This window comes from Alicyclobacillus fastidiosus (assembly GCF_026651875.1).
In the GTDB taxonomy this organism is placed as follows: domain Bacteria; phylum Bacillota; class Bacilli; order Alicyclobacillales; family Alicyclobacillaceae; genus Alicyclobacillus; species Alicyclobacillus fastidiosus.
The window spans coordinates 3377240-3393650 of the sequence record NZ_CP104067.1 but is presented as its reverse complement, the minus strand read 5'-3'; the positions used below and the strand labels follow the sequence as shown (position 1 = coordinate 3393650).

The 16411-nt window shown below is 49.1% G+C and carries 13 protein-coding genes and 2 pseudogenes; 11 read left to right on the top strand and 4 right to left on the bottom strand.

The genetic code is table 11. The features are described 5' to 3' along the window. Window positions 1–11 precede the first annotated feature (11 nt). On the bottom strand, window positions 12–983 hold the full coding sequence (locus tag NZD89_RS16765; RefSeq protein WP_268003940.1) for a Gfo/Idh/MocA family protein: 972 nt from the start codon (window positions 981–983) through the stop codon (window positions 12–14). 128 nt (window positions 984–1111) lie between these two features. Between NZD89_RS16765 and NZD89_RS16760 the strand changes: the two genes are divergently transcribed. Continuing rightward, complete coding sequence (locus tag NZD89_RS16760) at window positions 1112–1942, top strand: AraC family transcriptional regulator (RefSeq protein ID WP_268003939.1); 831 nt, start codon at window positions 1112–1114, stop codon at window positions 1940–1942. 129 nt (window positions 1943–2071) lie between these two features. Here the strand turns inward: NZD89_RS16760 and NZD89_RS16755 are convergent, their stop codons facing one another. Next, window positions 2072–2671 (bottom strand): transglycosylase SLT domain-containing protein, encoded by a 600-nt coding sequence (locus NZD89_RS16755; protein ID WP_268003938.1) that lies wholly within the window; start codon window positions 2669–2671, stop codon window positions 2072–2074. A 1554-nt stretch (window positions 2672–4225) separates the two neighbouring features. Between NZD89_RS16755 and NZD89_RS16750 the strand changes: the two genes are divergently transcribed. The 5 genes from NZD89_RS16750 to NZD89_RS16730 all read left to right on the top strand — a co-directional run bounded on the left by NZD89_RS16750 (window position 4226) and on the right by NZD89_RS16730 (window position 8804). After that, window positions 4226–5614, top strand: coding sequence for an amino acid permease (locus NZD89_RS16750; RefSeq protein ID WP_268008515.1), 1389 nt, complete (start codon window positions 4226–4228; stop codon window positions 5612–5614). A gap of 66 nt (window positions 5615–5680) precedes the next feature. After that, window positions 5681–6832 (top strand): enolase C-terminal domain-like protein, encoded by a 1152-nt coding sequence (locus NZD89_RS16745; RefSeq protein ID WP_268003937.1) that lies wholly within the window; start codon window positions 5681–5683, stop codon window positions 6830–6832. Between the two features lie 48 nt (window positions 6833–6880). Beyond that, the gene (locus tag NZD89_RS16740; RefSeq protein WP_268003936.1) at window positions 6881–7408 is read left to right on the top strand and encodes a M20/M25/M40 family metallo-hydrolase; all 528 of its coding nucleotides are present in this window, start codon (window positions 6881–6883) and stop codon (window positions 7406–7408) included. A 488-nt stretch (window positions 7409–7896) separates the two neighbouring features. Further along, window positions 7897–8259, top strand: a complete 363-nt coding sequence (locus tag NZD89_RS16735; RefSeq protein ID WP_268003935.1) for a hypothetical protein — start codon at window positions 7897–7899, stop codon at window positions 8257–8259. Window positions 8260–8444: 185 nt separating this feature from the next. Then, complete coding sequence (locus NZD89_RS16730; protein WP_268003934.1) at window positions 8445–8804, top strand: DUF488 domain-containing protein; 360 nt, start codon at window positions 8445–8447, stop codon at window positions 8802–8804. 507 nt (window positions 8805–9311) lie between these two features. On the opposite strand, the gene NZD89_RS16725 is transcribed toward NZD89_RS16730, so the two are convergent. Next, complete coding sequence (locus NZD89_RS16725; protein WP_268003933.1) at window positions 9312–10529, bottom strand: DUF7309 domain-containing protein; 1218 nt, start codon at window positions 10527–10529, stop codon at window positions 9312–9314. Between the two features lie 1123 nt (window positions 10530–11652). On the opposite strand from NZD89_RS16725, the pseudogene NZD89_RS16720 reads away from it, so the two are divergent. From NZD89_RS16720 to NZD89_RS16710, 3 genes and pseudogenes are all read left to right on the top strand, one after another. Continuing rightward, a pseudogene (locus NZD89_RS16720) lies at window positions 11653–12225 on the top strand (apurinic/apyrimidinic endonuclease family protein); the annotation flags it as partial. 7 nt (window positions 12226–12232) lie between these two features. After that, window positions 12233–13771, top strand: coding sequence for a xylulokinase (gene xylB, locus NZD89_RS16715; RefSeq protein ID WP_268003932.1), 1539 nt, complete (start codon window positions 12233–12235; stop codon window positions 13769–13771). A gap of 49 nt (window positions 13772–13820) precedes the next feature. Then, window positions 13821–14090 (top strand): hypothetical protein, encoded by a 270-nt coding sequence (locus NZD89_RS16710; RefSeq protein WP_268003931.1) that lies wholly within the window; start codon window positions 13821–13823, stop codon window positions 14088–14090. 452 nt (window positions 14091–14542) lie between these two features. Here NZD89_RS16710 and NZD89_RS16705 read toward each other — a convergent pair. Next, window positions 14543–14662, bottom strand: a pseudogene (locus tag NZD89_RS16705) (helix-turn-helix domain-containing protein); the annotation flags it as partial. A 341-nt stretch (window positions 14663–15003) separates the two neighbouring features. Here NZD89_RS16705 and NZD89_RS16700 point away from each other — a divergent pair. Beyond that, window positions 15004–15699 (top strand): glycerophosphodiester phosphodiesterase, encoded by a 696-nt coding sequence (locus NZD89_RS16700; protein ID WP_268003930.1) that lies wholly within the window; start codon window positions 15004–15006, stop codon window positions 15697–15699. Between the two features lie 58 nt (window positions 15700–15757). Continuing rightward, window positions 15758–16399, top strand: coding sequence for an MgtC/SapB family protein (locus NZD89_RS29320; RefSeq protein WP_326492945.1), 642 nt, complete (start codon window positions 15758–15760; stop codon window positions 16397–16399). Window positions 16400–16411: the final 12 nt, after the last annotated feature.

Below are 16411 nucleotides of genomic sequence, written 5' to 3'. Positions count from 1 at the left end.
ATCCCCTTTCCTCAGGTTAAAGATACGGGCTGGCCGCTAAGCGCGGATTCGTTCGCGGCGATCGTTACTTCGTGAGTGCGCAGCGCATCTGCGTAATCGGATAAGATGCGGGAAGCGTCGCCCGTGCGCAAGGCATAAATAAACGCCTCGTCTTCCATGAAGTAAGGGTTCGTCGTCGAACCGAACGTTGTTACGCCGTCCGGGGCGATCTCGCGCAGTTCTCCGCTGCGAATCTCCAGCACGCCCTTGTTCGTATAAAGGTCGAGTCCTACATGATGGCCGACAGGCAGCAGACACGTATTCGAGATCGTGGCCACCATGCCGTTCGCGAGCTTCAACGTCACGGTTCCGACGTCCGGCACGTCGGTGCCCGGCACTTTCTCGTGCATGACCCTCAGCGCGTACGCGGCATAAACTTCGCGGACTTCGCCGCACAGGCAGCGCAGCAAGTCGACTATATGCGTCGTCTGCTCGACGAACTGCCCGCCCGAGCCGGTCTGTACTCTCCACCACGGGACCATAGGCATTCCGCCCATCCAGTAGCCGAGGGCCATGCCCGGTTGGCTGTCCGCGAGCAGCCGCTTGGCGTGCCCGGTGGACTCGTTATATCGCCAATGATAGCCGACGGACGTAATCAGCTTCTTCTCCTTCAACTGTTCAGCGATGTCGGCCGGCACTTCCGCGTTGATCCCCAGCGGCTTCTCCACCAGAAACGGAATGTTCCGTTCCATGAGCCGCAATTCCGCGTCTCCGTGAGCGAGCGGAGGGACGCATACGTAAACGCCGTCAAGAGCCGCCCCATCCAACATGTCGTCCATACTCGCAAACGCTTTCGCGCCGTCGAACGCGGCGGCGGCTTTTTGTGCGCGGGGTGCATCGAGATCGTAGAACGAAACGACTTGCACACCTTCCAACTTCGCCAGGTTTTCCAAGTGGCAGCTGGCAATGCCGCCGGTACCGATAAAACCGATTTTCAGGGACATGACATTCGACCTCCATTTACGGATATAAGAATAGACAACTGACAACCTTATTTTATGGCAAGGAAAAATGGAATAAAATATAATATAAAGCGTATTCGATATGAATAAATGAAAGAGGTAGGTAACCGATGGGTCCGTACGGTAGACACTTTGTGACAACGGAGTTGGATCAGCGTTTGCCCTTGCATCTAAGCACGGTCGGCTACTCGGAGCATCAAATCGCGATTAATAGGGAGGATGGGTTTCATTGCTTTCATTGGCTCCATACGGTGGAGGGGTGCGGGAAATTCACGGTGAACGGAACGACGGTCAAGCTGTCCACTAATCAAGGCATTTTGCTGAAGCCGGGCGTTCCTCACAGCTACAGTCCGGAAACTCAGACTTGGTCGACCTGGTATTTGACGTTCGACGGGGCGTTAGCCAATCCCATCACCGCGTCGCTCGATCTCCAGCACATGCTGCCGATCAGTTGGGACGCGGATGCCCCGCTTGCCACCATACATGAACACTTTGGGGAAAAATGCCGCTACAGCTTCGATTTCGCTGGGATTAACGGGTCGCTCGAGGTGTATGCTTTTCTGGGGCAATTGAAGCAGTTCGGGCAAGTGAGAGGCCAGCCCTCCCTGTCCAAAGGACATGAGCGGTTGACCCCGATTTACCTGCTGATCGAAGAACAGTACGGAGACCCCCATCTGGGTCTTGAACGTATGGCGGCTGCCCTTCAGATCAGCTCGCAGCATCTAAATACGCTATTCCGGAAAAGCTGGGGCGTCAGCCCGTATCAATATTTGCTTCAGTTTCGAATTCAGAAGTCGAAGGAGCTGCTCGTATCGGGCCCGAACCGCGCCGTGAAGACGATCGCGGAAGCCGTCGGCTTCAAGGACTACAGTCATTTCGTGCACACTTTCCATAAACTTACGGGCATGACGCCGGTTCAGTTCCGGCAGCAGTATAGTTAGTCGGAACATGACCGATCGCTCGGGGAGTTGGTGATGTTTCTTTAAAAAGCAAAAGACCGAGAGGAAAAACCTCTTGGTCTGGCCCTTGTACATCCATGGATTGATTCAATCGTATGCTCAAATTTGAGTTTAATGGCTGTCGGTGAAGTTAAATTCTCCATTTATCTTTATGGCCTTAACATCAGGTATTGAGGCCCAATTGAGATAGGTATTGCCCCCATAAACAATACCTTGCACTGTTCGCCCGTTAATGGAGAATTTACCGTTACCGAGATACCTGTGTGGAATGCCCCACTTGTTCAAAACGGTCCATAGGAGATACGTTGTGTTTTGGACTGCGATTGCCGGGAATAATTGGCCGTTTACACGCACATTCAAGTGAGGATATGAGTGCAGCGTAACCGCTCGTGCGACTGATTCAGCAACACTCAGGTACCTTCTGTACGTTCCACTAGTGTAGGTGCTCCATGCACTCCAATTCGTTCCTCCATTACTTATTGAATACGCCATTTTTGCATTATAGCTCGGATTAAAAAGGGCCGATGGGTTCGTCTCATCATTCACTTTATTGATTTGCCATAGCCCAATACACGTATCTCCCGGACTTGTTGCGGAAGTGTCAAACGTTGATTCAGCATCGGCGACAGCAACGGCTGTTACCAGAGAACTCCCCCGGAAACCAGCATCGTAAGCATAATGTGCGACTTGATTTGGAGGTAAATAAGTCATTCATTCGCTCCTTCTTAATAAAGAATTCAAATCATTCTATAAGGCTTCTGTAGCTACTTTAGCTTTGTTAAGGTATACGGATCGGACTAGTTCATTATGAGGGTAGTTTGTTGCAATCTTCTCGCAGATGGATATGAACGATAAACATTGGTTTGTGAAATGGCCGATACTCAGGAGGAGATTTTGGGTCAACATGGAATACAAACGTTGATTCTGAGAATTTGTGAGGGAATACGAATGATTATACGCATTGCGGCGTTCAGCTCAAAAGAGTTTATGCCGCGTATCTTAAAGTATCAGGGAAAGATCCAGGATGTTGAAATTGTTCCATATGTATACGAACATCCCAGCGAAAGCGTGGCGTTGCTCGATACTGTTTTCGATTGCAACGTTCTGTTTTTCGCTGGGTTATTGCCGTATCACTATGCAAAGGAAAAAATTAAAGAGCATCATTTGCCTGCGGTGCATATTGAGTCTTATGAATATAAACTCACAACCACTCTGTTACACATCAAGCTCCAAAGAGACGATCTGTTCAATCATTTGTCCATTGATCTACCGGAGGCAGAGTATGTGGCGACCAAGTTCGGCAGGAACTTAATCTTGGCGATGTTCACTGGTTTGTTAAGGACTATAAGCAGATGGTCGGTAATAATGACAGATTCAATCTGGACGAGGTCATTGAGTTTCATCGGTGGAACTTCGCCGAAAAAAAGACGAAATTTGCGCTCACGAGTATCGATTTTGTTTATAACCGTTTGTGTGAACTAGGTGTGCCGTGTGCAGCGATTATCAGTCCGGAAAATACGATATTCGAAACGCTGAAACGAGCGGCTGACTACGGACAACTGGCGGTTAGCAAAAATGCCCAGATTGCGGTTGGGATGATTACGGTTAACCAAAATGATGAATTTTCCACAACCGGGAAATTCAATCAGGACGCTATGATTGCCGTACATCAGATGTTGCTTCAAGTTGGCAGAACAACGGAAGCCACAGTGCACCAATTTGGCCTGGATCAGTTTATTATCTACGGAACCAGGGGTAGTGTCGAACAGATTATCAGCTATTTTGAGTCCCCTGACACTTTCGAGAAGATTGAACGGGTGATCAATATTACGGTAAGTATCGGTTTCGGATTTGGCCGTACCGCGAAAACCGCGGAGGAAAATGCGAGAATCGCGCTGTATTACGCGAGTAAGAACACTTTGTCGAGCAAGGCCTTCCTCGTAACGGACGAAAAGGAAGTCATAGGTCCGTTGTATTCGGATCGCAAGTCTTATCATTTGAAAAGTGAAAGCTCGGAGGTTCTCGATTTAGCCGAACGAGCCGGTGTCAGTGTGACGACGATTCATAAACTCTTGCAATTTCTCAAGTTGCGCACAGAGAATCGCTTTACCGCAAAAGACCTCGCAGAGTATTTCGAGGTGGGTCGGCGCAGCGCGGAACGGATGCTAAAAAAATTTATGGAGCACAAACTTGTTGAGGTCGGTGGCTGGACGGGGACAAGTGGAAGCAAAGCTGCAGAGAAGCTTGAAATCGCGCCATTTATCGATGATCACGATTGGCGGCGCAATTGGAACCGGGCTGTTCATGGCAAGCGGATCGTCAATCAGCACAGCAGGGGCAGGTGGTGCGCTTCTTGCCTATGTGGTCATTGGAATCATGGTCTATTTTGTAATGATGGGCATCGGAGAAATGGCCACTCATATTCCTTCTGCAGGGTCTTTTGAACTATACGCAACGCGATTTGTAGACCCGGCGCTTGGATTCGCCATGGGCTGGAACTACTGGCTGGGTTGGGCAACGACGATTCCGGCCGAACTGTCCGCAGGCTCACTAGTAATGAAGTATTGGTTTCCACATTCGTCGCCAATTCTGTGGAGCTCTATTTTTCTGATTATTATGCTCCTTCTTAATATTTTCTCTGCGCGGGGATATGCTGAAGGTGAATATTGGTTCTCCATTATCAAAGTCGCCACTATTATCGTCTTTATTATTCTTGGCCTCGCAATGATCGTGGGTATCATTGGTGGTCATGCAGTCGGCTTCCACAATTTCGATCTCGGTGGCACGCCATTTCACGGTGGTTTTCTCTCTTTCTTCAGCGTCTTTTTGGTGGCTGGTTTCTCGTTTTCAGGCACCGAACTGGTTGCCCTGACTTCCGGTGAAAGTGCACATCCGAAAAAGAACGTCCCTAGAGCGGTTCGACAGATTTTCTGGCGAATTCTTATTTTCTACGTCATTGCGATTTTCATCATTGGCATGATTGTTCCGTACACTGACCCGAGTCTGCTGAAGGCGAGCTCCAACATCGCTGTGAGTCCGTTTACGCTGGTGTTTGAGCGCGCAGGATTAGCAATGGCTGCGGCGGTTATGAACGCGGTCATTCTTACATCTGTCTTGTCGTGCGGAAACGCATCATTGTACGCAAGTTCACGCATGCTTTGGGCTTTAGCAAAAGAGGGCAAGGCTCCTCGTATGTTCGCAAAAGTAAATTCTAAAGGTGTTCCTATGAACTCTCTTATACTGGCTACGATCATCGGGGCGCTGGCCTTCCTATCTTCCCTATATGGAAGCGGCGTGGTTTATACATGGATGCTGAACGCCACAGGGCTCACAGTGTTTATCGCTTGGCTCGGTGTTTCTCTCAGCCATTATCGTTTTCGTAAGGCCTATATCGCTCAAGGCAAGGATTTAAACAAGCTTGTCTATAAGGCAAAAGGGTATCCAGTTGGGCCTATGTTTGCCGTCTTCTTATGTACAGTGTGTATCTTAGGCCAAGGTTACAGCGCTTTCACGAGTGGGCCCATCAACTGGGTTGGCGTAATCGCAACGTACTGCGGCATTCCAATCTTTCTGGTTTTGTGGTTGGGCTACAAGATCATTAAAAAAACCAAGGTCGTTTCGCTCATGGAATGTGATTTTGAATATCACGAATAGCGCTATCAAGGATCACCGGCACACGCAGTCGTGTGCCGGTGAGTTTTTGGAAATGGGGGAGGTCAGTTGACACAAATCACGATTGAACGTGTGGATAACATTGAGCAATGCCATGCGTGTCGTGCGATTGTCGAACAGGTCTGGGGGGCTGAGGATACTTGTTCAGCCGCGCAAATGTTTGTACACGCGACTTATGGCGGGGTCTTACTACTTGCTCATGCTGGTCGTCAGCCGGTCGGGTCCCTCTTCAGCTTTCCGTCACTTTACCGGGGCGAGTGGGTATTGTGGTCGCACGAGACAGCTGTGCTTCCTGAGTTCTTGCATCAAGGCATCGGATATCAGCTCAAATTGATGCAACGGCAGATAGCGGCAGAGATGGGGTACCAGTCGATTGCCTGGACGTTCGATCCACTCGTATCCCGCAACGCGCATTTCAATATGAACAAACTGGGTGCGTCGATTGCTGAGTATAAAGTCAATGTGTACGGAACGATGGAAAACGACCTAGTTGAACAGGGACTTCCTTCGGATCGCTGGATTGCCGTTTGGCCAGTTGCAACTGTGGTATCGCAAGGGCCCACGGACCTGGGCATGAGGGCGCTGGAGCAGATTCCAATCGTGTTGAATGTGGATGAGGCAGGTGAACCGCGGTTGAATGAGAATTCAAATCGGATTTCCGATATCGATCATATAAAAAAGTGGGATGTGCTCAATCTGATGATGATCGAGCAGCCGCTGGCGAGTGATGACATCGTTGATCATGCACATCTTCAAGCGGCGATTCGCACTCCGATCTGTCTTGATGAGAGCATTCGCAGCGCCGAAGATTTGCGCAAAGCGGTCCGGCTTGGTTCATGCAAGGTTGTCAATCTGAAGGTAGGCCGTGTTGGCGGATTTGGCGAGTCGTTGGTGATTCACAAGCTATGCCAGGAAGCTGGCCTGGATTTATGGTGTGGTGGTATGGAGGAAACAGGGATTGGCCGGCTCCATAACATCGCGCTGACTGCGTTGCCCGGGTTCACGCTACCTGGGGATACAGCGCCGAGTACCAGATATTTTGAAGAGGACATTATCGATCCGCCGGTGGCCTTCACCAAACCAGGAATATTGAAAGTAGAGCCGCTTGCAGGCGTTGCGTCGCGTGTTCAAGCGGATCGTTTGAAAAAATGTGTCTTGGACAAATTGGTGATTGAGACGAAGGTTGGGGTCGTCGGTTGAACACCACAGCGTTTCTTTCCGATTTACAGGTTGAATTAGACAGAGATCATGAATGCCATTCAGTCATTCCACATCGATCCGATGGTGCCTTACTCAGTCAAAATGACTCGCCTGCATGCTGGCGGCGAGAGCACGAACATCATTCCTGGAAATGCATCGTTTGTATTGGATCTTCGTGCCCAGACCAATTCTGCGATAAATCTGCTGGCCGACAAGGTAGAACAACGCATTTTAGCCATAGGAAATTTATATGGAACTGAAATTGGTTGTGTACGGGTAGGGCAAACGATGGCTGCCGAGGTGAGCCCTGAAGCGAGAGACATCGTTGCTGTCTCCATCGTCAACATTCTCGGCGAAGATGCGCTGGCACCAGATATCGTCACGGCCGGGGGGGAAGATTTTCATTACTACACTGCGGTCCGGCCAAGCTTGAAAGCAACGATGCTTGGACTTGGCTGTGGCGTTTCACCAGGTCTTCATCATCCGAAGATGACATTTGATCGCTCTACATTGTTTGACGGAATGCGGATACTCGTGAGCGCCGTCATGAAGGCATGTGAATTGATCGGTAAATAAACGGCGTTCGGGGTCACATGTGCCCCATCATACGATGAGCTCGTGTGATCCCAGAGTATCGGTCCTATTCGACACCTGTACAAGTTGCTGTCCAGCAGCAGTTATTCTCACGTTGAACCCACGCCGGTCGTTTGGAGAGATCGTACGTTCGACGAGTCCTCGGCGTTGAGCACGATCGACTAGACCTGTAATGCTGATTTGTCGAGATTGAGATACTTGGCTAGTTGCAACATACTTGGCTCTCGGTCCCGTAGAATTCCGAGCAGCCGAATTTGAATGATCGAGAGATCATAGTCGGCTCCGACTCGGCCGATAATGCCGGGTTGATTTTCAGCAGGGTTTGCTTCTTGAACAAAGGGTCTTATGCGACAGAAGCGCATGGGTCCTCATTGCGTTCAGGAAATGATTGATCGTGCCCCATACCAAGCTATAAGGTGTACAATTTTGGGAAGGGTAAGCGTTAAGACAAAGCAAAGGGGCTGTTTATGATGGCTGATTTGATTCGTGAACAAGATAGCCTCGTACTCAGGTTGACCACCATAGAGAAGGTTGAGGGGGTTCACGGAGACATACGTGTACCTGCTTCAGCGGTCAAATCAGTCACCATACTTGATGATGCTATCCATGCCGTTCACGGGATGAAATTGCCGGGAAGTCGCATCCCTGGAGTCTTTGCAATGGGGACATTTATATCCGGCGAAGGCAAGGTTTTTGCTATTGTCCACCATCACACAAAGCGGGGATTGAAGGTCAATTTGAAAGGGGCAACGTACGATGCGCTCATTGTCGGACTGGGTGATCCTGAAGGAATTGCATCGTCGCTTGGCTTCGTAACTAATCCACAAGTATAAATATTCGCGTCTACACATGTACCATTTCTTCGGCTCTTGGGCAGAAGTGTTCAATGAGAGCTATAATTCGATAACACTTGGAAGTAGATTGGCTTTGCACTAAATTTAATGAAAATCTTAGCGGCTTTCTATACTCAGTCGTAAGAATTTCAGCCATCAACTATCGAATTCTGAGGAGATTGTCAATGGAAATTCGATTGAAGCGCGCGTATGATGCTCCCTCTCCGGAGGATGGACAGAGAATATTGGTGGACCGGCTCTGGCCTCGCGGTGTGTCGAAAGAAGCAGCTCGCATCGACGTGTGGATGAAGGAAGTGGCGCCGAGCAACGAACTTCGGAAGTGGATCCATCAGGACCCATCACGGTGGGAGGAGTTTGTCGCAAGATATCGAGCGGAACTCGCCGAGAGCTCCGAAGCTGCTGTATGCATTCAACAATTGCGTGAGGCCGCTTCAGCGCATGCTGTGACCCTAGTGTTCAGCGCAAAAACAGAGGATAGGAACAATGCAACCGTCCTCCGCGACGTGTTGCGGCAGGATTGTTAGAGTACATCATTCATCCCCCACGTCAGGTAGGGGTGGCAAGGTTTTGCATTTGATGCCCCGTTAAAGTGTATTTCGAAGAATACTTACTGTGCATATCTGTGCAAGAACCGAAGAAATACGCCTATTTATGATTGCATAAATAATCGTCTTTATGGACGTTGTCCTGATTGCACGTCTGGGTTGCGACTTGTAAGTTGTCGATAATCATGTGGTGTGAATCCACCCGCCCAGAACTGCGGGCGCGAACCTACCGTGACGTGGGACGGCGGTAACGTTGTACGCAACAGAATGCGAAAGCCTTTATGAAAGTTTTCATGAGATGCAAATGATTCTAAGAAACACCAAAAAGGAAAGCACCTACAGGCGTACCTGGACAAATATTGCTATTGATACAATCGGCGTCATTTCATAGGGAGAGTGGTTCAACAGGCTCCTAAGTGCTTCCGTTTCTTACACAACCTTGACCTATGCTGAGCTAACGGAATAGCCACGTTTGTTTTTACTATCTTACCCCATAAATCCTAACATTTCTTCTCTGACCATTTCGATACCTGGAAGAAAATCGGCCACGAGCAACTCTGCATCTATGACATCGGCGATGGTATAGAACAATTCAGCCACACTCTGTTGCCTAACGACAATCTGGTCAGGATAAACCTCGTGTTGTTCAATTGTACTCACAAACTGCTCTACGAACTCGGAAGCCTCGGCATCCCGATCAGCGGGATGAGCGGATAAAATCATACCTGAACTATGGTGTACACACAGCATAAGGCGCGGAAAATATGGTCTTTCACCAGCACCATCATGAACGGAAAACGGAGCATAAAAAATATCCACTTCCCACACGCCGGACGATCTCCCGGATCGCATAGCACGTTTCAGGCGCATTTCATCGACTTCGACAGAAGGGTACATAATAGGTGTATCATTAATCTCATCCTCAAGGGAAGACCAAGTTAGCCACTGGTCGACCCACTCACTGGTTTGGTCGCTATTCATCGTCGTGCGCGTCAGAATGCAACCTGGCCTTTCATCGAAAAGATTCGGATTCTCCTTGACTCGCTGAATGACTGTAATAGTTTGTTCTAAAGCATGAGTTAGAAACCGGCACTCTTTTGCGTTCAGGAACCACGGCACACACCCTGGCTCATAGCTTCTGAGAATAGGCCATGCATGATTCCCACGAAAACGAAGTCCAAGCGCCTTAAACACTTCGCGATCCCGCCTGTCCACATCCTTACTGCCCTCAAACGAGGCCATGAGGGCTTTTTGGCCTAAAAACACATCCGGGTCGCCTAGTCCGTCGTGTTTGGCATCATCACCCTGTCGTTTCATCCGCTCGTAAGACAGGAGTCCCTCGCCCCCACGATATATTGCGATGGCGTGGAACTCGCCGCTCGCCCCCATCACACTGCAATAGCCCACTTCTCCATCTTCCGGATTCACCACTCCGAACAGCTGGTCTTCATAAAGCAAGTTCCAAGCTGCCAAATCACGAAACTCGATTGCGGCCTCGTAAAGACGCTTCCATTCGCCAAGGGTAGGTGCAACATCCGTATCATCCGTTTCCGAATTGGCAGCTTTCAATTTATTGGTCGTCTGTGGTTCATCCATTGATTCCAACATTAAATCTTCCATCAGTAACTCGTGCATCGTACCTTCATCGAAAAGAGATAGCGTTTTTGAAGAGTTCTCCGAGTTCTTTTTCCGTTCGTTAGACATGCTGCTCGACTCCATTCACCGGATAATGTTGATTGGCACTATTGTACCAGAATGATTACCTATCGAACGGCACCACCGGAAAGTTGGTATGCATGAAATTTATTGATGGAATGCTCCGTTCTGCGGCAGAATGTCGTGAAGTAGAAATCTTAATATCTGAAGTTTAATTTCGGTGCTTTGTAGAGGAACCTGTTTTCCTATTCGATAAGTGGATAGTCGGCTCTTTTCGGCAATACGTCGCCTGTACTGAATAATGTACGAAAGGATCGGGTCGATATTTCTAGAGTTTCCTTCTTAATGATGAACTAGATCAAGCTCCGGTATAATCTTGTATTGCGTTCTATAGGAAATATTACACGGACGGAAGTTCCTCATGGGGTACGCAATAAGGTAACCAATCGACTATCACTAGCGGGTCCGCTATAAATGCCATACCCACTATTTTCATGACAGTCTAGTTCGCAATCTACTTGGACAAAAAGGGGCGAATGTTTAAGAGGCTCATCGCCACAATTGTGCATTTTAATACAATAATACGAATATTAGTTCCGGATTGTGCTTTGGCAAATCAAAGGGCTCTAAACCAATGGAGGTATCTTTATGTAAAATGTTGACGCTCAGTTGGAGCTAATTGATGAGGATATATTACGTAGCGAAAAGACTTGTTTTTTCCGTCGCACGACAGTTCACCTCAAGCCTGTGTATTCTTTAACCCCTGTACAGGGAAATCGAAATAAGTTATGTAGGACTTCAGCCTGCACATGGTTGCTTATTCCAATCCTCGAACCCACCATGTCCATGTGTATCAAGTTGACAATCCTCAATTAGATGCTTCTTTACAGCGTGCACATTGGTTGGCGTATCGTTAAAACCGTTTTTACGAGAGGCATGAACCGTACGAAACAGATGATTCCGATAGGGAAGTGCACGTTCCCATACAATTTTATCCCGGTGATGACGATGACAATCGCGAACGGGATCGCGAGTCGCAGTTGTGGACTTTGAGGAAACCAATGCATCCAGTTTCGTGTACTTGCAGTGACCATCGCAGTGCTAATGAGGATTAATCCGAGATGGGACCAAGCTTCTTTTTGATCCCGCTGATCCCCATCCCGTCCCGGTTTTCGCGTTTTTGAAGACGTACGGGTTGGCGGATCGATTTAAGCTTAATCTCGAAGCAAACCACGCGACACTCGCGGGACATACGTTCGAACACGAGCTGTATGTGAGCCGAATCCACGGGATGCTCGGGTCTGTAGATGCAAACCAAGGCGACCCGTTGCTGGGATGGGACACAGACGAGTTCCCGACAGATATGTATAGTGCGACGCTTGCGATGTATCAAGTTTTGAAGAACGGTGGGCTACATTCCGGGGGCCTGAACTTCGATGCCAAGGTCCGTCGCGCATCGATGACTCCGATCGATCTCTTCTACGGATACATCGTCGGCATGGACAGTTTCGCCCGCGGACTGAAGGTCGCCGCAAAGCTTGTCGAGGAGAGAGTCTTTGATTCGTTCATCGAGGAGCGCTATCGGAGCTATCAGAGTGGAATTGGACAAGAGATCGTCAGTGGCAAGGCAACTTTACAATCGCTCGAAGACTACATTATCGACAAGAAGTTTGCGGTCACGACGTCTGGACGTCAGGAATTGCTGCTCGCAAAGCTCAATCAATACTTATTAGAAGTGGAATGACGTTTCTATGCAAAACCGTCACGCAACAGGGTTAATCGGTATCGACGTTGGCGCATCTGGAGTCAAGGTCGTGTTGATAAACGATTCCGGAATTACGCTCGCCGAGGCGACAAGAGAGTATGGTTATCAGCAGAACAAGCCGCTGCACGTAGAACAGGACCCTGAAGTTTGGTGGGAAAACACGTGTCTGGCGGTGCGGGACGTCTTAGCGAGTTCGGGACTTCCCGCCGACTCAATCTCCGGAATTGGGCTGACCGGTCAAATGCACAGTTTGGTCCTGCTCGACAGGGACGACAAAGTGATTCGGCCGGCGATTCTCTGGAGCGACCAGCGTACGCAGGCGCAATGTGAGTGGATTACGCGCGAAATCGGGTTGGACGAGACGATTCGCCTGGTTGCCAATCCGCCGCTCACCAACTTTACGGCGACGAAGCTGTTGTGGGTTGCAGAGCATGAACCTCACAACTATGCGCGGATTAACAAAGTGTTGTTGCCCAAAGACTACATCCGATATCGGCTGACAGGTGTTTTTGCGTCGGATGTATCAGATGCGTCTGGAACCTTGCTGCTCGACGTGGCGAATCGCCGCTGGTCAAGGGAGATGTGCGAGGCCCTCTCCATTCCGATGGATTGGCTCCCAGACGTCTATGAATCTGTCGAGGTCACTGGCGGGGTCACCGCTGACGCAGCAGAAGTTACAGGTCTCGCGCCAGGCACCAAGGTGGTTGCAGGCGCAGGGGATCAAGCTGCAGGCGCCGTCGGAAATGGAATTGTTCGCCCGGGGATTGTGTCGAGTACCATCGGAACCTCAGGCGTCGTGTTTGCCTACGCAGAGGGGATTGTGAAGGATAAAGCTGGTCGGTTGCACACGTTTTGTCACGCAGTGCCAGGGGCTTGGCACGTGATGGGCGTCACGCAGGCCGCCGGTGGATCGCTACAATGGTTCCGCAACGAGTTTGCGCATATCGAGCAGTCGACAGCGAAGCTCATCGGGCGTGATCCGTATGAACTATTGAGCATGGAGGCAGAACAAGTCGAAGCTGGCTGCGAGGGGCTTATCTATCTGCCGTACCTCATGGGTGAACGCACACCTCATCTCGATCCGCTCGCACGCGGCGCGTTCTTCGGCATCACGGGTCGGCATCAGCGGGCGCACTTCATTCGGGCGATTCTAGAAGGCGTGACGTTTAGTTTACACGATTGCCTTCGGTTGATTCGCGCACTAGATTTGCCCGTTGAAGAAATCCGGGTATCCGGCGGTGGAGCGCGCAGCGAACTGTGGAAATCGATTCAAGCGGATGTATTCCAGCAGCCCGTCTTTGCGGTAGAGGCGAACGAGGGGCCGGCTTTCGGGGCAGCGGTTCTAGCAGGAGTTGGCGCAGGGTGTTTTACGGACGTTCAAACTGCCTGCGACACATTGATTCGCACGGATGAAGGCATTACACCAGCGCCTCGCAACGTTTCAGTATACGAGAAGGCGTATGGATTGTATGGGGCCTTGTACGAATCTCTTAAACCACACTTCCGTGAAGTGTCTACTTGGTAAACGCAATTTCCTTGTTATGTAAGTCATGATTGGATGTCGCTCGCTTGGTGTGCAAGTGGGCGCTCATCGAGCGGGCGACATTCAAGTTGTGTGGAAGCGGATGCAACCCGTCACACGACTTCACGACTCAGATGCCATGTATGCGTATTCAGCAACAGCTGGTGACTCGGCACGTCGGACAGGACAATCGGCTATCATCTTCGTCGGGAAATACGTGTCCGAGACGAAGGGAAGGAGCCTGGAGCAAATTGAAATGGACTTGCGAAACCGCGAAAAAAGAGGTGCCAAACTGCGCTACGAGGTTAGTCCTAAAAATTGACGACTCGTATTCATCTTTGTTAATGAACAAACCGTGGTTACTTAGTAACATCAAAGGCGGACCAGTAGGGTAAAGACGATTAAAATTGCATTTCTAATATAGTGTTTCACAAAATATGTTAGGTGAGTGTCACTGGGTCTGTCGACGACCTGTGACACTCACCTTATTGTGTTTTCGCACTCGAACCAAGTCTAGCCTATTCAACGAACGGAGAGGCTAGTGACGTAGGAACTCATTCATGATCAGTGTATTTTTGTCCTCACTCCGTTAGCTAAATAGTGCTTCTTATCCATGATTTCGTACACTGAATGAATTTTTTGGCGGCGGGAGATGCCGACTTGAAGGACTGCAAAGCAACACCGATTGTTCGAGACGGGTCATCTTGAAGACGGACAGCACAAACTTGACCGGGTGTTGTTGGACAGGAGCATTTCTGGGAGTATGCCGACACCGAAACCCGACGGACTTTGATAGCCAACCCGGAAAGCGACATCAGCGGCATCTGTTGACTCGGATAATAACAGGCGCCGGGCTTCCTGCAGTCTCAGTTGTTTTTGGAACTGAAGAGGGCTTGGTCTTGCGCAAACTGCACAACCGTTTTTGGCATATGTGTCCACCTTACTACTCAAATCGCTACTTGCACTAATATTGACGAGTAAAGTGTCCCCAGTTATAATGACATAAATTTGATGCCTCCGTCAGAAAACGCTTACATAACTAAATCATCACGCGAGACCCTTGCAGATATGTCCTAGTATGGTCTTATTTTGGACAAACGAAAAGCCTGAGTATTCATTAAATGAATGAGTGACTTAGATATCGTACGCATGCAATTTGAGATCGCTTCGATATTCCTGGACGCCAAACGCCAATTAGTAAACCGGTTTAGAACCGACAATTTGGAGGCAACGCGATGACAAAATCGATTGCACACCGCGGCGACTGTTATCAGCACCCGGAAAATACGCTTCCTGCATTTCACGCGGCGGTAGCTAGTGGGGCGGACATGTTGGAGACGGACATCAGGATTACACGTGACGGTCGAGCCGTATTATTGCATGACAGGACGTTGGATAGAATTTGGGGACATTCTAAAAGTATTTCCGAACTCACTTGGGATGAAATTTGTAGAATTAGACTTGAATCCTATCAAATACCACTATTAGAAGAAGTGCTTGATGAAATAAGCCTTCCGTTCATGCTTGATTTTGTGGACAAAAACGTACCGGAAATCTTGACCGCAATTCTCCGTCGCCAATCCTCTTTGGAAAGATTTCTGGTTGTGACAGGGGACATTCCTTCGCTTAAAAGAGTAAAGGCGTTGCTGCCAGAGGTTAAGACGGGTTTGACTTGGAATAAAAGAGAATTGCCAACTGACGAACTGTTAACATCGTTAGATGTAGATTTTTTTAATCCGGAATGGAAGTTCCTTGATTCCACAATTCTTAACCATATGCATGAGCGGGGACTGCGCGTTTCGTGTTGGACTGTAGATGACAAAGAACACATGAGGTCACTACTCAATCTAGGCGTCGATGCGATTACAACAAACCGTCTGACGACTCTTGTCTCTTTAATATCAAAAACGAAATATTCAGTCAAGGTGTAGGCTTATCTGCACATTTTAGATGGAGGTATGACCAGTGAACTGGGAATTTTTACTTCGGATGGTGGTCGCGGGTACGTGTGGTGCTCTCATTGGATATGAACGGACGAGTCGACAAAAGGAAGCTGGATTGAAGACGCACTTCTTGGTGGCCATTGGCAGTTGCCTTATCATGCTCGTCTCACAGCACGGATTCTCCGACGTGAACGATGTCAAGGGAATTAGTCTTGACCCTAGTCGTATAGCGGCCCAAGTGGTGAGCGGCATCGGATTTTTAGGGGCTGGAACCATTATTGTCCAGCGCCAAGCGGTTCGAGGATTAACGACGGCCGCTGGTCTTTGGACGACTTCGGGAATTGGATTGGCTGTCGGAGGAGGAATGTATGAAATAGCCTTCGGGGCGACGGCTCTTGTCCTGATCGCCTTAGAACTTTTGAGTCGTGTTACCGTCTTTGTCCCCAAAACAGTTCGATTGACGATACTTGTGGAAGATAACTCGACGGGCATAAGAGGGATTATGGAGGCTATTGAGAGAGCAGGGATAAAAGTTTCAAATTATCACATCAATTTTATTCGTCCTTCGGAGAATAAGCACTTAACAATTGAAATGATGGTCAAAAAGCTTTCATGTTCTCCCGTATTACTCGCTGACATTCAGAGTTTGTCCAGTGTGAAAAGTGTAGCCTTGAACGAACCTAGTTGAGAATGTTCGCAT

Excerpts from the sequence above, each read along its gene's own strand:
- NZD89_RS16765 (WP_268003940.1), bottom strand. The coding sequence starts at position 983 with ATGTCCCTGAAAATCGGTTTTATCGGTACCGGCGGCATTGCCAGCTGC.
- NZD89_RS16760 (WP_268003939.1), top strand. The coding sequence starts at position 1,112 with ATGGGTCCGTACGGTAGACACTTTGTGACAACGGAGTTGGATCAGCGT.
- NZD89_RS16755 (WP_268003938.1), bottom strand. The coding sequence starts at position 2,671 with ATGACTTATTTACCTCCAAATCAAGTCGCACATTATGCTTACGATGCT.
- NZD89_RS16750 (WP_268008515.1), top strand. The coding sequence starts at position 4,226 with ATGATCACGATTGGCGGCGCAATTGGAACCGGGCTGTTCATGGCAAGC.
- NZD89_RS16740 (WP_268003936.1), top strand. The coding sequence starts at position 6,881 with ATGAATGCCATTCAGTCATTCCACATCGATCCGATGGTGCCTTACTCA.
- NZD89_RS16735 (WP_268003935.1), top strand. The coding sequence starts at position 7,897 with ATGGCTGATTTGATTCGTGAACAAGATAGCCTCGTACTCAGGTTGACC.
- NZD89_RS16730 (WP_268003934.1), top strand. The coding sequence starts at position 8,445 with ATGGAAATTCGATTGAAGCGCGCGTATGATGCTCCCTCTCCGGAGGAT.
- NZD89_RS16725 (WP_268003933.1), bottom strand. The coding sequence starts at position 10,529 with ATGTCTAACGAACGGAAAAAGAACTCGGAGAACTCTTCAAAAACGCTA.
- xylB (WP_268003932.1), top strand. The coding sequence starts at position 12,233 with ATGCAAAACCGTCACGCAACAGGGTTAATCGGTATCGACGTTGGCGCA.
- NZD89_RS16700 (WP_268003930.1), top strand. The coding sequence starts at position 15,004 with ATGACAAAATCGATTGCACACCGCGGCGACTGTTATCAGCACCCGGAA.
- NZD89_RS29320 (WP_326492945.1), top strand. The coding sequence starts at position 15,758 with ATGGTGGTCGCGGGTACGTGTGGTGCTCTCATTGGATATGAACGGACG.